We start from the raw sequence: 17,149 nt of genomic DNA on the forward strand, positions 1-17,149 counted from the left end.
CTTCTTCGAGGTCTTTGAGGGTGTTAACTCGGATGTATACGGGCGGTGTTTTCATGCTGCCATGTAGGAATGCTTCGGCTTCTTGCCGTCCGAAAAGCCCAATGCAGTACTGGACAAACCAGAGGGGATGGAAGGTTTTGAGGCTTACTGCTCCTCATCCAAAGCCGCCGGCGTCAGCTGCTCTTGTGATACGTTTCAAGGGTTCCAAAATTTCTTCAACTACAGCATTTCTATTTGGTGCCTATGAAATTCATTGCAGAAACGATAGAGGGGAGGTCACTAATGAAGCATTTTCAAGTTATTAGTATGCTGAATTTGGTGGCTGAGTTTTAGCCTAAACCGTTTTCCGCTCAAACAAGAGTTGTGCCTTTTGAGGCTGTGGGCTGGTTTTGTATCATAAAGCAAAAATGTGAGGTTGCTGCTTTCTTAGATTGACTTGAAATTGCAGATGCCCCAACCCCAAAATGATACTAAAACTGACGATTTAGTACTTCTTCGGCTTGACGTGGATTACCCGTACCCTTCACGCAACAAAAGCCTCATTTTAGCCTTCTTGGGCATCACAGTCAAATCAGGCTACGTGAAAAACGCTAAAATCATCGCCAAAATGATTAACGAATCAGACCAAAACATTAAGGCATACTGGTTTTTCACACCCAAAACCATCCCCGACAAGCAACTCCGCGAATTGCTTGACAATTCAAAACATGAAATCGGCTTACACATCGCAAAAAAAGCCCAAAAAGAACTTAAAAAACTCGAGGCAATAACAGGCAAAAAAATCCGCTACTACACCATTCATGGAACCCAACGATTGCTTGGACAAATAATTTGGAAAAGAAAACCTGGACAAACCAGAGCATCTGTGCCTTCTGATTTTCCACTAAAATCCTTCTACGAGTTCCCAAACGATGGGCATCCCGTAAACTCTATCGGCTTAGACTGGTGCTGCAACGTTATGTCTCCCAAGGACGTAGACGAGATTGTTGCCCGCGCCGTAAAAACAGGGGAAATCTTGCATGTTCACCCTGAATGGCTCTTTAATCGTGGAAAACTAAACCACCGTGGACCCTTCTACCCTACGTTGAAGAAGATTTTGCAGGTTGACGGTGACCTTGACAATTTAAGTATCCAAAAGAAAGGTCTTATAAAAATCGCCAGTTTCACAACTGAATACCTGAAAGATTCCGTTTTCAACGAGGCTTTTCTTGGGAAATTAAAAGACCGAAACGTTGACGTTTACAGTTTTCTTGAACGTTCATGGTGCAATCCAATACCAAACCCACCCACGACATGGATAAAAAACTCTGACAATATTGCGTTACTGGAAATTTCCAGTTATGAGCAATGGTGGGCGCAAATAGGCAAGAAAACCCGCAATATGGTGCGTAAGGCTGAGAAAAGCGGGGTTCAAGTCAAAATTGTTGAGCCCAGTAAAGAGTTAGCGTTGGGTATTTGGAAAATTTATAATGAAACCCCAATACGTCAAGGCCGTGCTTTTTCGCATTATGGTGTTTCACTGGAAAATGTTGAGGCTCAGGTTATGTCTGCGCAGGACGGCATCTTTATCGGCGCTTACTTGGATGAGGAACTGTTGGGCTTTATCCAACTGGAGTTCGGTGACAATATCGGTATAGTTGCTCAGATTCTTTCACTCCAAAAACACTGGGACAAAGCCCTAAACAATGCGGTTTTAGCAAAAGCTGTAGAAGTTGCTACGCAGAAGAAGGCGCACTGGTTGATGTATGGCAGAATCGGCAATCACCCTTCCCTTGATATCTTTAAGCAAAACAATGGCTTCGTACAGTACCCCCTAAACAGGTACGTTATACCGCTTTCACGTAAAGGAAAACTTGCGGTCACGCTTGGACTACATAAACCCCTAAAAGATGCCCTGCCATCAGTTATCAAAAAACCCTTGTTTCCCGTATTCAACTGGGTTAGCAGAACAAAAATCAAACTCAAACGTTAAAGCAGTAAATCAGCTAAGAGTTTTTTGAGGATTTGCTTGTTTTTTATGCTGCGAAAAATCGCTTTCCCGCTGGTGTAGAGCCGAAAAGAGTATTCTTTAAAGGTTAACTCATAAATTACGCCCGCAATCGTGTTTTTATGTTGAGTTCTTTGCATTATTTTTTGGATGACTTCATCTTTTTTCTCAAACTTAAAAATAACCACCACATCTCTTTCGGCACCACATACCCCCTCTATTCGTGCAACATAATCATCAACCGACGCCATTACTGCGTCTCAATCTCCTTTAATATATCTATGAAGCGGTCAACTTCCTGTTGTGTATTGTAGAGGTAAAAGCTTGCCCGCGCAGAAGATTGAATCTTAAAGATTTCGTGCAGTGGCTGGGCACAGTGATATCCGCTACGAATCATTATGCCGTAGTTGTCGCAGAGCAGGGCAACATCATGAGATGACAAACCCTTAACACCAAATGGGATAATTCCGCATTTCATAGTGGCATCACTTGGACCATACATTGTGACGTTGCTGCATTCAAGCATCCGTTTCATCGCGTATGCGGTTAAGGCTTTTTCATGCTCAAAAATCTGAGCCATCCCTAAGCCTTGAAGGTAATCAATAGCTGCGTTTAGCCCAATAGCACCGCAAATGTCAGGGGTTCCTGCTTCAAACTTCCACGGCAACTCATTATAAACAATATCACAACGTGCTTTGCCCGTGTTGAACGAAACGTCTCTTATCATTTCACCGCCGCCCTGAAAAGGCGACATAGCCTTAAGCAATTCCTTTTTGCCATACAACACGCCGATGCCTGTTGGACCCAACATTTTATGACCTGAAAACGCCAAAAAATCAACATCCAAATCCGACACGTCCACTGGCATGTGAGGCACCGACTGCGCACCGTCAACCAGCATGAGTGAGCCGTTATCATGCACCATTTTTGTGATGGGTTTTATGTCGTTTATGACTCCGCTGACGTTTGAAACTTGGCTTAGGCAGGCAATTTTGGTTTTTTTAGATAGTTTGCTTTGGAAGTCCTCGATGTCAAGTATGCCTTCTTCGTTTACTTTGGCGTATTTTATTGTGAAGCCTTTGAGTTTTGAGATGATTTCCCATGGTACAATGTTGCTGTGATGCTCCATAAGAGAAACCAAAACCTCATCGCCAACGGATAGGTTGCTGATTCCCCAAGAATACGCCGCCAAGTTAATCGCCTCAGTTGTTCCCCTGACAAAAACAATGTTTGCGGGGTCTTTTGCGCCGATGAACTCTGCGGTTTTGCTTCGTGCTTTTTCGTAGAGGTCTGTTGCTTCGATGGAGAGGGTGTGGACGCCTCGGTGTACGTTTGCGTTGTGGTTAACGTAATAGTCGTTTATGGCGTCGATTACTTTTTGTGGTTTTTGGGTAGTTGCAGCGTTGTCGAAGTAAATCATTGGATTGCCGTTAATTTGCCTTTTCAGAATTGGGAAATCTTGGCGAATCCTGTCGGGGTCAAAACTTATTTTTTTTCTTCCTCCGGCTTAAGCCTCTTTGAAAGAGTCTTAGCAAGTTCCTCTTCCTCTAAGGCTTGTTTCTCCTCAAACGTTAAATCTTTAGGAAGCCAAACTGGTGCTTCGCCGCCTTTTTCCGTAAAATACTGGCGGATGGCACGTTTAAGTGCACCCACAGCAAGAACACCACAGTGGAACTTGACGCTGGGCAAACCCCCAATTTCTTCGGTGACACGTTTCCAAGTGATGTCAGTCCATGCAGTTTCTAAGCTTAAGCCTTTAATCATTTCAGTAACTATGTTGGATGTGGCGATGTTGGCTGCGCAGCCGTAACTTTCGAAGCTGGCTTTGGTTATTGTGTTGTTTTCGATTTTGAGGTAAAAGGTTATCATGTCTCCACAGGCGGGATTGCCTGCGATGGCGACTACTGTTGCGTCTTCCATTTTTCCAAGGTTTTTGGGGTTACGGAATAAATCCATAACTTTGGGGTTGTACGGTAGGGGTATTCGTGACATTTTATTCTACTCCTGTTGAACCAACGATGCCTCTTATCCTATTCACAGCTGAAGGTAACACTTCCAAAACGTAAGCTATATCCTCTTCTGTAAAGCTACGCGTAACCTTCATCAAAATGCTGCCATGAGCTTCACTGTATCTGCGCCCAATCGCAACCAACACGTGGCTTGGCTGCAAAAGCCTTCGACTACAGGCGCTTCCACTGGACACATAAACGCCCTTAAGACTCAATTCAATGGTTAACGCTTCGCCCTCACAGCGCAAAATGCTGACGTTGGCGTTGTCGGGGCTGCGTTTGTCTCCTTTTGGACCGTTAAACCGTAAATCCGAAAGCTCACCAAATATGCCATCAACCAGCATATCGCGTAATCTCCGCATTTTAGCAACATTGGCATCGAAATCTTGGAAAGCCAACTCAGATGCCTTGGTGAAGCCAACAATTAAGGGCGTGTTTTCAATGCCTGGCCAAAGCCGCTGAGTCCCAATTTGTCCTTCAATGATGCGTTCCATGCTTATGCCGTCTCGAAGCCACAGTGCGCCCATACCGCGTGGACCCTGAATCTTGTAACTACTCAGTGTTGCCATGTCAACGTTTAGGTCTTGTACGTTGAAGGGGATTCTGCAGTATGCGTCGCTGGCGCCCGTGTGAAAGAGCGTTTTGGGGTTTTTGTCTTTAACGATTTGCACGGCTTCCTTGAGGGGTTGGATTGTGCCGATTTCATTGTTCACGGCGGAGATACTGACGAGGATTGTTTCTTTGTCTACTGCTTCTCTGAGTTTTTCCAAATCCACAAAGCCCTCATAGTCAACAGGCACTTTAACAGTTGAAAACCCAAATTTACTCATCATCTCTGCAGTTTGCATCACGTTGACGGGTTCGATTTCGCTGATTACGATTTTTTTACCATGCTCTTTCTGCGCAAAACAGGCGCCCATGATGGCTTGATTGTTTGCTTCGGTTTCGCTGGGTGTAAAAGTGAGTTCTTCTTGGTTTTTTGCGCCGATGAATTTGCTGATTTTTTGGAAGCACCCCATTACGGCTTCGAATGCTTCCCAGCCGGGTTTGTGGGTGAGTGAGGGGTTGCCATAGGCAGTTTTGTTAAAGTAGGGCAGCATTGCGTCTACGACTTCTTGGGGGACAATGCAGCTGTTTTCGTTGTCTAGGTAGACTTGGCGGGTTATGCCTTCGTGGAGTTTTAGGAGTTCTTTTACGTTTTCAACCATACAGTATCCTGACCGTTTTTAGGGATAAGATAACTCGCTACTGTTCAAAATAATAATTAATCAAGTAAAAAAACTTTGGCTGATTTGGGTTGTTAAAAAATAAGAAGGTTAGACGAAGCTTTGGATTGGCGAATCGTCAGCTTCTTGGGTTGCAGTTTTTATTTCTTGAATTTTTGTTTTTGTCAGTGACCGAATGTCGTTAAAGTATGTCATTTCACTAAAGCTGACAAGCGTGATTGCGGTGCCTTCCGTTCCTTTGCGTGCGGTTCTGCCGATGCGGTGGAAATAGTTCGGTGGATCCATTGGAACATCATAGTTGATTATGTGGGTTATGCCTTCAATGTCTAAGCCACGAGCTGCAACATCAGTGGCGATAAGCAGGTTTGTTCTGCCTGAACGGAAATCTCCAATTGCACGTTCTCTTTGTGCTTGTGTAAAACCAGCGTGCAGTGCTTGTGAGCGGATGCGTCTGCGGTAGAGTTGGTCGGAAAGTTTGCTTGCTTCATGGCGGGTTCGGCAGAAAACAATGGCTTTATCCACGCTTTGGTCTTGTAGGATGTTAATGAGTGCGTTGAATTTGCCGCTTTGGTTAACGGCTATGTAGTACTGTTTCATCTGGGTTACTGCTATCTCGTCTTTGCTAACCATGATTTTTTCTGGGTTTTTCATGTACTGATTGCAGATGCTCATGACATTTTGGTCAATGGTTGCGCTAAAAAGGCTGGTTTGTCTGTCTTTGGGCACCTTAGATAGGATATACTTGATATCATCAATAAAGCCCATGTCCAGCATGCGATCTGCCTCATCCAAAACAACAATCTTCGCCGCTGATAAATTCAACACACGCCGCTTCATTAGGTCAATTAAGCGACCTGGCGTGCCTACTACAATGTGAACTCCACTTGATAGCGCGTGGATTTGTTTGTTGATGGATTCCCCGCCATAAACTGCTAAGACTTTGATTTTGCGGTGTTTGGCGAATTTTGCCATGTTATCTGCTACTTGCAAGGCAAGCTCACGGGTTGGTGTCAAAATCAGGCCTTGAACACCACGGATTTCGCGGTTTATCCGTTCAACCATGGGCAGCCCGAAAGCTGCGGTTTTTCCTGTTCCTGTTTGCGCTTGACCGATAACGTCTCTGCCTTCAAGCAGTGGTATTATCGCTTGGGCTTGTATTGGAAAAAGTTCCTTAAACCCAAGTTCCTCTATACTTCTTAAGACTTCCCCACTTAGAGGTAAGTCTTGAAATTTTTGAATTTGCATATTGATTATTTTTTCTCCTGCCACAGAAATAATTCATGCCTATTTTCGAAAGCTCAGGAGCTTTAGTGATACATGAGTTAATGTGACGAACTAACAACATTTTGAAGGGCGTATAAAAGGCTTTAGCAGGATTTGAGGGTATTCAATACTTAATTTTTGAGAAATTAGTGTAGTTTTCTATATAATTTGTTTTTGATGTTGTTGTATTATTTCAATCACAAACGTAAATGTATTATCATTTGGTTCTTTTCGATTTGGTTCCAACTGAAAGCTTACTTTTAAGCAGGCTAAGTTTTATGAAGAAATGGATCATTGGGCTATTCGTATTTTTTTGTCTTATGCTTCTATACACTAGACTTGACTATTTAATCAATAAAGAGTTATATTCTTACGGTTTAGTATTTAGCATCAACTGGTACTTTACCAATCAAATAGTCTACATTTTGCTCTACCAAACAGCAATACTCACGCTTCACCTCTACCACAAAAACACAAAATTAACTATTTTTTTAGAAGCCTTTGTAGTAACATCTACACAAGACTTGGTTTATTTTGGCTTATGGACTCAGGGTGTTTTTCCAGCATATGAGTGGACTTGGACCTCTTACTATTTCCTGTTTGGCGTGTGGAACACTTCAACTCAATTTTTTGCTTCAGGCATAATGTTTATTGGAGCACTTCTGCTTCTATTTGAAGAGAAATTACGGAGACGTTTTGTGAAATGAGTAAAAAAACCAAAAAACCTCCACCACATTTTTCCACTCGGTCAATCGAAAAAGAAACAGATGATACTTATGATATTTACAATTCAAAACAACGTGAACAAATGCTTGACGATGATGAAATAACTGTTGAAGAAGAGGCTTTTATGCGCGGGCGTGACGAAGCATATAGAAAGAAAAAGCTACGTCAGAGGGCTAGTCATGTTGATTCTGTTTCTGTTGAGCTAGCAAAAGAAGACGCTGAAGACAGTTAGCTGTTTTGGAAATATTGTGGATGCTATTTTGAAGAAAAATCAGGAAAGACTAAGGTTGCTATTAATTAATGTGGGAGTAAATAAACGAGAAAAACTTCCCCACTGTTTTTCCCAGACAGTAGCTCCATATTTTTAAAAAATATCTTGTTTTTTCAGCCATTTGGCTAAATATGTCTTAATTCAAAGCTGTTTTTGTGTCCATCAGATTATCTTATTTGACTTATATGAATAAAGCTTAATAGACTACAGAAGCAAATAACTTGTTGCTCAACTAAGCTATAGTTTGGTTAAGTAGATGAAAAGGAAGTTCCGAAAAATATTTAGCTTCATAGAAAAAATAAGTCTAATTAAGTTGAGATTGAAGGCAATGCGTTCGGGTTTATGGTTTAAAGTATTAAGTAGAATAGATCGTGTACTAGTAAACTTGACAATACAAGTTGCTAACGACAATGTTTGCAGTACGACGCTGGTAACTCAACTTCTTTCCATCACAAGCAAGTTGGGCAATCTTATCGAAAGTGGTCTCTCGCGAGCAACAAAAGAAATTGGTTTTCAGGCAGCCAATAAATTTAGTGTGTTTGCTCAAAGCTGGGGTAACAAAATTGCCCGCGAATGGGCTAGTGAGTTTGGGTTTGCCAGATATCTTGCGGTAATGAAAATCAATTCAGGATATAATATTGGTTCAATTTAATGTTAAATCAAATTAAGGAACAACCATGCTGGAAATAATAAATATAATCTTAATCGGGCTATTCGTAGTTGTATACGCTTGGGTGTTGTATAATTTACCTATCTTGGCAATTGGCGTAAGAAACCTTCGGTTGTCCAAGCGAAAACAAAGTGGTAACTCTGCTGATGTAGCTGTTTTACCTACATTTTCAGTTATTGTTCCAGCAAAAAACGAGGGCAAAGTTATCGGAAGACTATTATCCTCTTTATCAAAAATAAACTATCCAACAGACAAATACGAAGTAATTATTGTTGAGGACGGTTCAAGAGATAATACGCTTGATATATGCAAACAATTTGTCCTCAGTAATAAAAATTTTCAACTTTATCAAAGAAGCTCTTCAACTGGTAAACCTTCTGCACTAAATTATGGTATGCGCCATGCTAGCGGTGAACTTATTGCGGTTTTTGATGCAGACAACGTTCCAGCGTGTGACGTCTTAATTAAAGCTGCTAAATATTTTGATGTTTCCAATGTTGCAGCGGTTCAAGGTCGAACAATGTCAATTAACTCAAAAGAAAACATGCTTACACAGTTTATTTCCTATGAAGAAGCCGTTTGGTGTGAAGCATACCTGCGTGGCAAAGACACTTTAGGATTATTTGTCCACCTTAAAGGCAGTTGTCAATTCATCAGACGAGATGTACTTGAAAAACTTTCAGGATTCGATGAAAATATCCTATCTGAAGACATGGAGTTTTCAGCTAAACTTGCAGAAAACAAGTATGCTATACGATATGCTGGTGATGTTCTTTCTTGGCAAGAAAGCCCCTCTAAACTAAAAACACTCTTTAGCCAACGTACCCGCTGGTTTAGAGGAACAATGGATGTTGCAGTCAAATACGGTAAATTAATGACTAAACCTAGTTGGAGAAACTTTGATGCTGAAGTAACTCTTGTTGGCCCATTCATTCTGATGGTTTCTTTACTTTCTTATTTGATGACATGTGGTTTATTCTTCAACGAGGCACCTTACAATATCCTGTGGAGCGGACTATCTGCATTTTCAATGATCGCTACCTCCATCCTTATCCTACTCTGCGGTACTGCTTTGATTTATGTTACAAAGCCTATGCGTTTAAAAAATCTACTGTGGCTACCATTTGTTTTTGGCTACTGGATGATACAATCATTCATAGCCTTCTATGCTGGCATGCAAAGCTTGCTTCGGAGACCTGCAAATTGGCTTAAAACTGAAAAAAGTGGTACAGTAAATGATCCTGCATTCCCCAAAAAAGTAGAAGTTGAACTAAAATGAAGATACTAGTAACTGGTGGTGCAGGCTTTATTGGCAGTCATCTTATTGACCGATTAGTAAACTGTGGTCATGATGTTCGGGTACTTGATAATCTTTCAACAGGTAATCTTTCCAATATTGAGAGCCACATAAAAACTGGCAAAGTTGATTTCATCAAAGGAGACATTAATGATTTTGAAACCGTTACAGAATCAGTCAAAGACTGTAATTCCATCGCTCACTTAGCCGCTATCGTTAGTGTGCCTTTTTCTGTGAAAAATCCACAACTTACTTATGAAACAAATATTGGTGGAACATTAAACTTGCTTGCTGCTGGCGCACAAAAAGGCGTTAGCAAATTTGTATTCATATCTTCATGTGCAGTATACGGCGACCCAACTTATTTACCAATAGATGAAGTCCACCCAACCAATCCCCTTTCACCGTATGCTGAATCTAAATTGCTTGCCGAACGATATTGTATCGGATTTCATGAACGTGCGAATTTAAAATCGGTTATATTTCGATTATTCAATGTTTATGGTCCGCGACAAGGCTCAAACGAGTACAGCGGAGTAATAACAAAGTTCATTGACCGCCTAAGACTTGATCAACCCTTAGTAATTTATGGTGATGGGACACAAACAAGAGATTTTGTTCATGTTTCTACAGTAGTTGAAGCCATATTTCGAGCGTTGAATTGCAATAAAGCTGATGGAGAAATACTGAACATAGGAACAGGCAAATCAGTTACCATTAAAGAATTGGCTCAAACTATCTTGGACAATGCTCATTCTAAACTAAAAATTTCCTATGAAGACACCCGAGAAGGTGATATTAAATTTAGTTATGGTAACTTTTCAAAATTAAAACAATTGTTAGATTTAAACGCAGGAATTTCATTATCTGCTGGCTTACAGGAATTGCAAAAAAGATAGTATGGCAAAACTTGTGAAACCTATATTTAATAATACCTTAAACAAAATATCGCAATCAGAATACAAAGCCTTAGCTTTCTGTATGCTTATAGGTTTTGCAGTAAGATTGATACCTGAACTTCTGGCTTACCCAAACCCAATAGGCTACGACACTACACACTATGCATTAAAAATGCAACAAGAACTGATAATATCAAACTGGACACAAATTTTTACTACCACTTGGCTACTGTATGCAATTATAGTTCCGCTTCAAAAAATCATTCAAGGTGATCCCTTTATGATATTGAAGTTTTTTGCACCTTTGCTTTTTGGCTTGAACGTGGCTGGAGTATATTGGTTCGCACGAAAAACGCTCAACTGGAGCTTCAAGATGAGCTTAGTTGCAGCAATATTTTTTGCTTTGCAGTTAGCTTCACTTCGGATAAGTTGGGACTTGCTTAGAAACACTCTGGGCTTGGGCCTTTTACTATTTGCTTTTTCTTATGTTAAAACTGTTAATTCTAAACGGGGTTTTGCACTTTTTACGGGTTTGTCTTTGCTGACGGTTTTTGCTCATGAATATGCCGCAGTAATTCTACTGGTCACTATCATTGGCCTTTTGGGTTGGAAACTGATTGAACATAAAAGTACCTGCAGTTTTAAACCGTTGTTAATTGGTATTATTCCCGCGTTATCAGTTTTTATGGTTGGTTTATATTTTAAACTTTATCCAGTTAATTTTGATACCATGCCTTCAAACGTTATGAACGCTGGCGATGTGGTAAGTGCTCGACAATCTATTTTTTTTGTTAATTATCTGCAGGTTCAGACTTCTCTCGATTCATACTCAAACTATTGGATGTTGCTACTACAGGTTGTTTTACTATTTACTGTTTTGTTTTTACCATATATCCTACTTGTCAAAAAAGGCTATTTCAGAAATGGCATCTTGACGATTTGGGTGTTACTGGCTCTATTCGGCTCCTTTGGTTGCTTGATTGTGCCGTTCTTTGCTCTGCAATACTGGCACCGCTGGATGTTCATGCTTGTATATCCTTTCACATTTTACGCTATTTATGGTGCAACTAAAATATTGAAAAATTCGTCTCTTAAGTTAAACACTTTTTTTTCTTTACCTATTTCTCATAAGAAAGTCAAAGCTATGATTCTAATTACGATGACTTTAGGTGCTGCTTACCTTATGACACCTATAACAATGACTTATGCAAACAAAAGCGTGCCAAACATCACCGGAACACAGCTTTATTTCTCAACTGACCCGTCAGTTCCCTATCAAGACGTAGATGATGTAGTTAAAGCAATGAGTTGGTTAAATTCTAATATCAACTCTTCTTCTTATGTAATTTTACAATTTCACCTTTTAAATTGGGGTAAAATGTATCTAAATGATTCAATTACTATAGTTTATTATGTAAATAGCCTTGATTTGGCACTAAATAAGGTCTGTGCATTAGGGTATGGTGATGTGTATTTTGTTGGGTGGAATCAACCTATTGGTTGGGATATTGCTTATGTATCCCCTGATTTTTTTGAACTTCAGACTTTTGACCGAATATCTATTTGGGAAGTTTACTAGCTTGACCAGAAAGCTTTTAAGGGATATGTTAAATGTTTCATCCAAATTGAGAAGTCAAAATAGAGGGTAGTTAGTATTTTAAACTTGCTCAGTAACATTCAACTACTTAAATTGCGATTAAAAGCTATACGTTCAGGAATATGGTTCAAAGCTTTGTCTCGAATTGATCGAGTGCTTTTTGATTTAACAATACAAGTCACAGCGGACATACGCAGTTCACAGCTTGCCAGAAGTATCTCTATCGTTGTGAGTAAGTTGGAAGAGCTATTAACAGGTAAATTCTTCAAACTGACAAGAACTATTGGCTGTTCTCTTGCAGGAAAAATCAGTATAATTGCTCAGGGTTTGGGCAATATTTCAGCTAAAGACTGGGCACCAGATCTGTCTTTCGCTAAATACTTGGCTGTAATGCATGCGAATAAGTAACTCTGCTTAACTAACTCAGTGTGTGCTCTATAATGCTCTACTATTGAATCTAGGGTAACTATTATGATTGAACTTGAAGAAACATCAAATAGCTTTAAAAAAATAGGTGTTGAAAAGGCAAGTCCCCTCATTGTTGCAGGTATACCTGCATATAATGAAGAGAAAACAATTGCAAAAGTAGTTTTGGGCGCACAAAAACATGTGCATACAGTAATCGTATGTGATGATGGTTCTTCAGATCTAACTGGTGAAATTGCTGAACGTTTAGGTGCTGTAGTTATTCGTCACAGAAGAAATTTAGGATATGGTGCTGCACTGCAAAGTGTATTTAAACGGGCACGGGAATTGAATGCCGATGTTTTGGTCACTATTGACTCAGATGGACAACACGACCCTTCCGAGATTCCACGTGTAATTAACCCTATCAAAGAGGGCATTGCAGATGTCGTTTTAGGTAGCAGATTCATAGATGAACAAGGTACAGCCGACATGCCCGCCTATCGGCAAATGGGTGTAAAAGTTATCACAAAATTAAGCAATGGCGCCAGCAAAAATACCATAAGTGATTCTCAAAGTGGTTTTAGAGCTTATAGTAAATTTGCTATTGAAACTCTGGGTGATATATCTGAGGATGGTATGAGTGCCAGCTTAGAACTAATTCGAGCTGTAAACAAGACTGGTTTAAGGTTACATGAGGTTCCTGTGTCCTGCAAATACGGTGATAGCGTGGGTGTAAAAACTTCTACAAGTCATCCGTTTTCTCACGGTGTTGGTCTTATAATGTCTATTGTCCGTTTAGTTGTCGAAGACAGGCCTATAATGTATTTGGGGGCACCTGGTGCACTATCACTCACTGTAGGTACCTTATTCGGGTTTTGGTTGCTGAATATTTATGCGATTGAACATCGTATAGTAACAAATCTTGCATTAGCATCGGTCACTTTTGTTTTTATGGGCTTCTTTATGATTTCAACAGCTATAACACTATATGCAATTCTGCGTCTTTTCAAAAAAACCAGTAAAGCTCATTGAGTGCCGCGTATCTTGGAAAAACCTGATTGTTATAGTAGGGAAAACTATTTGGGTAAAAAAACTATCCGATTGGCGTGTGTTGATTACCGCCAATGGTACAGTCCTTTTCTTCTAAAATCATTAAGTCGCCTGTACCCAAACTTTACCTCTTTCATATATAGGCCAAAATATTACAAAAAAATACCCTTTTCCTCGGAGAAGCGTTTGCCAAAAGACCCCTCTGCTCACCCAAAAATTTGGTCAACTTACTCTTTCCCTTTTGATATTCTTAAAAGAGCATTACATGATAGAGTCAATATAGTACATATCCAATGGGAGTTCAATGAATTCGGAGTCTTTTACGCGAGCATCCTTCTACCTTTGTTATTGCTTTTTCTTCGAATAGCAAAAATAAAAAGTGTAACCACCATTCATTCTGTTCTCCCTCGCTATGACTTCAAGTTAAATTTACCCGGTTTTACATTGCCGAAATTTTCCAAAAAAATTGTTGAATCAGCATTTATCTTACTTTATAGACTGATTGCATCCTTATCTAATGAAGTAATTGTCCATGGAGATTCTTTAAAACTCTTATTATGTCACGATTATAAATCGGACCCTAGAAAAGTTTCCGTGATACCTTACGGTGTTGCTCCTGTGGCTTATTCTTCCGCTCCTTCTCGTAGGTTTGACGACTATATACCTGTCGGATCAGAGGTAATACTTGCCTTAGGTGCAGTTAGCCCGCGAAAAGGATTGGACACCTTAATTAAGGCATTTGAAAAACTTTCCTTTTCTCATCCTTCTTGGGTCCTAGTAATTGCGGGTCATGTTCCTTCATATTATCAATACTATCAAAACTATCTTACCGAGCTTGCATCAAATTTGATTAAACAAAAACGTGTTATCTTTTTAGGTGCCTTCAATCTACAAGATACTGACAGGTTGATGGATATATCAAAAATTATTGTGTTCCCTTACATTTACAATTTCGGTGCAAGCAGCACATTAACTTTTGCTTTGCAGCACAGGAAGTTAGTGGTTATCTCTGAACTGAATTTTGCTAGAGACCTTCTTACTGATGGTGAAAATGCAATCCTAGTTCCGCCTCAAGACCCTGTGGCATTAGCTAGTTCAATTGATCGTGCAATGAGTGATTCCACTTTAAGACTTCAAATACAAAAAGGCGTCGACGATTTACTTAGAAAAAGCTCTTGGGATTATGTCTCTGAAAAAACACTTTATGTGTATAATAAAGTATTGTCAGAAAACTGAAATATTGATAACTAAAATAACTTAAAAGTGCATAAAATTATGAGCGTTAAACTTGATAACCCCCTTTGTCGTTCGATTTATTTAGAAGGTCGGCTGTCTGGGTGGGATTTCCACTCGCTCTATAACGAGATAGTAAGTTATCCTCCTGAGGGCTATACTTTTCTGGTGCCAAAAGGCTCATCAATTAATCAATCTCGTTTCTATCCAATAGACCGGAAAATAATTAGTTATTCAGCAACAAAATACCTCTATGATTGTATTAGACCTCTAATATATTACTCTGCGCTCTCTAAATTTTCCCCCACGAAGATTAATGCTGACTTAATTTATGTATCTCAACATGTTGTAAACTATAATCAACCATGGGTTGTTGATTTAGAACATGCAGGCGCTCTAGCTGCATATGGTCGAACTGATTTAGTTAGAAAGACTGTAGAGAAAGCCTTTCGTTCACCATACTGTAAGAAAATATTGCCTTGGACAAATATGGCTAAAAAAAGCTTGGAAGCATGTTTTGATTGCGGGGAATTAGACAATAAAATCGAGGTTGTGAGTCTTGCAGTTCATCCCAAGAATTTTAAGAAGGAACCTTCTGGGGGACCTGCCAAAATTCTTTTTGTAGGTACCGCAAATCCATCCAACATTATTGATTTTTACATCAAAGGTGGACGAGAGATGATAGAGGCCTTTAGTAAATTAAAGAAGATCTATCCCAACCTTGAGCTAGTAATGAGATGTTATGTTCCTCCCTTTGAAAAAACTCTTTGTTCTAACTTGAAAGGTTTAAGAATAATAGACAATTTGATCACGTATGAAGAATTATCTAATGAATTTAAAACAGCTGATATCTTTGTTTTCCCTGGACATTCTACTCCCGGAATGGTTATTCTGGATGCAATGAGCTATGAACTGCCTGTTGTGACAACTGATGTGTGGGCAAATAATGAGTTAGTGGATAATGGCAGAACCGGATTTTTAGTAAACTGCTCTAAAAATGTTAAATATTCTGACAAAAACTTCCTTCCTCTGTGGCGTTCTCCCTCTTTTATTCGGAAGATACGAGAGCCTCATGACGTGGTAGTGCAAGGCATAGTTGAAAGAATTAGTATACTAATTGAAGATGAAGCCATCAGACGTAAGATGGGTTTAGCGGGACGTTATGAAATAGAAAATGGAAAGTTTTCAATAACTCTCCGAAATAAGAAATTAGCTAGAATTTTTGATGATGCAGTTGCTTAAGGGTGTTGATATTTGAAATTTTTGTTTGTGTTTTCTAAATATTATCCTAAACTAGATATTGCATGTGTTAGCGATTTAATTAATTCTGCCTCTATTGGTTTAATTAAAAAAGGGCATGAGGTGCACATAATGAACAGTCTCGACGGGTCCTCAAAATCGTTGAAAAACTGTTCTTCTGAGTTTAATGCCGTTGCCCGCAGCTTTGAAAAAGCTAATCCTGGTATGTTTATTCATACTGTGACTTCGCCGTTCAAAGTTGCTGATTCTTACTTTGCCTACTTTTTCGGCACTTCAGCGTATATGAATAACCAGTTCAGTAAGTTAGTGAAAGAAATACAACCCGATGTGGTTCACTTTCATGCTCCTATGCTTTTTGGGCATCAAATCTTACGCAAAAAAGGCGATTATCTATCTGTTTACACAGCTCATGATTACTGGTTCCTTTGTCAAAGAGCATATCTGCTAAAAAATGCTAAACAACCCTGTACTGAGCGGAAAAATTGTTTTTATTGCGCACTTAAGTCTCATAAGCCTCCACAATTTGGTCATTTTTTTAACAGTTTTAAAAAGGCAATTGATGATGTCGATTTAATCTTGACGCCCAGCTTGAAGGTTCACGAAATCCTTTCTTCCCAACTAAAAAATCGCATTGAGTGTGTTCCTCATTTTGTTCCTGTTCAAAAACAAGTGATTGCACCCTCTGGGTATTCTGATTTCTTTTTATTTGCAGGTGCCTTAGAGCCTCATAAAGGAATCCTTGATTTAATTGAGGTTTTCCGAAAATACTCTGATCAAATTGATAAAAAACTGGTTATAGTTGGTAATGGTTCTTTGAAAGCGACTATTGTTAATCTTATACAAAAATATTCTTTACAGACTAAAATAATTCTTTTGGGATATGTTGATAAGGAGTTGTTATGGTCGCTTTACAAAGATGCATCCGCTTTAATTGTTCCTTCCCTCAACCATGACCCCTGTCCAACAGTTGTAATGGAAGCATTTTCGGTGGGTACCCCTGTTATTGGTTCTGATACAGGTGGCATTCCAGAAATGGTTCGCAAAATAGATGGGAACCTTGTTTTCCACACGGGCAACAATGAGGCGTTAATGAAAATTCTTTCAGATTACAAAAAAAGTAGATATCCTTCTGAAAGAGTCAAAGATGTCTGCCAACAGTATTTCTCAGTGGATTCTTACGTTTCACTATACCTTAAAATCGTCGAAAACAGTTTATCTAATAGGAAAAACCAACCTTGAGAGTTCTATCTTTC

The 17,149-nt window shown here is 39.5% G+C and carries 17 protein-coding genes; 12 read left to right on the forward strand and 5 right to left on the reverse strand.

The window, feature by feature from the left end; all coding sequences use genetic code 11:
* Positions 1-448 precede the first annotated feature (448 nt).
* Positions 449-1,972: a hypothetical protein gene (locus tag NWF01_05860; GenBank protein MCW4024543.1), complete on the forward strand. Its 1,524-nt coding sequence runs from the start codon at positions 449-451 to the stop codon at positions 1,970-1,972.
* Here the strand turns inward: NWF01_05860 and NWF01_05865 are convergent.
* From NWF01_05865 to NWF01_05885, 5 genes are all read right to left on the reverse strand, one after another.
* On the reverse strand, positions 1,969-2,238 hold the full coding sequence (locus NWF01_05865; protein ID MCW4024544.1) for a hypothetical protein: 270 nt from the start codon (positions 2,236-2,238) through the stop codon (positions 1,969-1,971). The genes NWF01_05860 and NWF01_05865 overlap by 4 nt on opposite strands.
* Complete coding sequence (locus NWF01_05870) at positions 2,238-3,476, reverse strand: cysteine desulfurase (protein ID MCW4024545.1); 1,239 nt, start codon at positions 3,474-3,476, stop codon at positions 2,238-2,240. The genes NWF01_05865 and NWF01_05870 overlap by 1 nt, the downstream gene beginning before the upstream one ends.
* A complete protein-coding gene (locus tag NWF01_05875; protein ID MCW4024546.1) occupies positions 3,473-3,979 on the reverse strand; it encodes an iron-sulfur cluster assembly scaffold protein in 507 nt (168 codons plus the stop codon). The genes NWF01_05870 and NWF01_05875 overlap by 4 nt, the downstream gene beginning before the upstream one ends.
* A 1-nt stretch (position 3,980) precedes the next feature.
* Positions 3,981-5,204, reverse strand: coding sequence for a cysteine desulfurase (locus NWF01_05880; protein ID MCW4024547.1), 1,224 nt, complete (start codon positions 5,202-5,204; stop codon positions 3,981-3,983).
* A 108-nt stretch (positions 5,205-5,312) separates the two neighbouring features.
* Positions 5,313-6,467 (reverse strand): DEAD/DEAH box helicase, encoded by a 1,155-nt coding sequence (locus NWF01_05885; GenBank protein MCW4024548.1) that lies wholly within the window; start codon positions 6,465-6,467, stop codon positions 5,313-5,315.
* Between the two features lie 296 nt (positions 6,468-6,763).
* Here NWF01_05885 and NWF01_05890 point away from each other — a divergent pair, with 296 nt between their 5' ends.
* The 11 genes from NWF01_05890 to NWF01_05940 all read left to right on the forward strand — a co-directional run bounded on the left by NWF01_05890 (position 6,764) and on the right by NWF01_05940 (position 17,135).
* Entirely contained in the window at positions 6,764-7,192 is a 429-nt protein-coding gene (locus NWF01_05890) for a hypothetical protein (protein ID MCW4024549.1), read from the forward strand.
* Entirely contained in the window at positions 7,189-7,443 is a 255-nt protein-coding gene (locus NWF01_05895; GenBank protein MCW4024550.1) for a hypothetical protein, read from the forward strand. The genes NWF01_05890 and NWF01_05895 overlap by 4 nt, the downstream gene beginning before the upstream one ends.
* A gap of 424 nt (positions 7,444-7,867) precedes the next feature.
* The gene (locus NWF01_05900) at positions 7,868-8,134 is read left to right on the forward strand and encodes a hypothetical protein (protein ID MCW4024551.1); all 267 of its coding nucleotides are present in this window, start codon (positions 7,868-7,870) and stop codon (positions 8,132-8,134) included.
* 130 nt (positions 8,135-8,264) lie between these two features.
* Complete coding sequence (locus NWF01_05905) at positions 8,265-9,431, forward strand: glycosyltransferase family 2 protein (protein MCW4024552.1); 1,167 nt, start codon at positions 8,265-8,267, stop codon at positions 9,429-9,431.
* The gene (locus tag NWF01_05910; protein ID MCW4024553.1) at positions 9,428-10,348 is read left to right on the forward strand and encodes an NAD-dependent epimerase/dehydratase family protein; all 921 of its coding nucleotides are present in this window, start codon (positions 9,428-9,430) and stop codon (positions 10,346-10,348) included. The genes NWF01_05905 and NWF01_05910 overlap by 4 nt, the downstream gene beginning before the upstream one ends.
* 1 nt (position 10,349) lies before the next feature.
* Entirely contained in the window at positions 10,350-11,927 is a 1,578-nt protein-coding gene (locus NWF01_05915) for a hypothetical protein (protein MCW4024554.1), read from the forward strand.
* 153 nt (positions 11,928-12,080) lie between these two features.
* Entirely contained in the window at positions 12,081-12,353 is a 273-nt protein-coding gene (locus tag NWF01_05920; GenBank protein MCW4024555.1) for a hypothetical protein, read from the forward strand.
* Positions 12,354-12,416: 63 nt separating this feature from the next.
* Positions 12,417-13,385 (forward strand): glycosyltransferase family 2 protein, encoded by a 969-nt coding sequence (locus NWF01_05925; protein ID MCW4024556.1) that lies wholly within the window; start codon positions 12,417-12,419, stop codon positions 13,383-13,385.
* A 12-nt stretch (positions 13,386-13,397) separates the two neighbouring features.
* Positions 13,398-14,639 (forward strand): glycosyltransferase family 4 protein, encoded by a 1,242-nt coding sequence (locus NWF01_05930; GenBank protein MCW4024557.1) that lies wholly within the window; start codon positions 13,398-13,400, stop codon positions 14,637-14,639.
* Between the two features lie 39 nt (positions 14,640-14,678).
* Positions 14,679-15,878, forward strand: coding sequence for a glycosyltransferase family 4 protein (locus tag NWF01_05935; protein MCW4024558.1), 1,200 nt, complete (start codon positions 14,679-14,681; stop codon positions 15,876-15,878).
* Positions 15,879-15,890: 12 nt separating this feature from the next.
* On the forward strand, positions 15,891-17,135 hold the full coding sequence (locus tag NWF01_05940) for a glycosyltransferase (GenBank protein ID MCW4024559.1): 1,245 nt from the start codon (positions 15,891-15,893) through the stop codon (positions 17,133-17,135).
* Positions 17,136-17,149 lie beyond the last annotated feature (14 nt).

This window comes from Candidatus Bathyarchaeota archaeon (assembly GCA_026014585.1).
Taxonomy (GTDB): domain Archaea; phylum Thermoproteota; class Bathyarchaeia; order Bathyarchaeales; family Bathycorpusculaceae; genus Bathycorpusculum.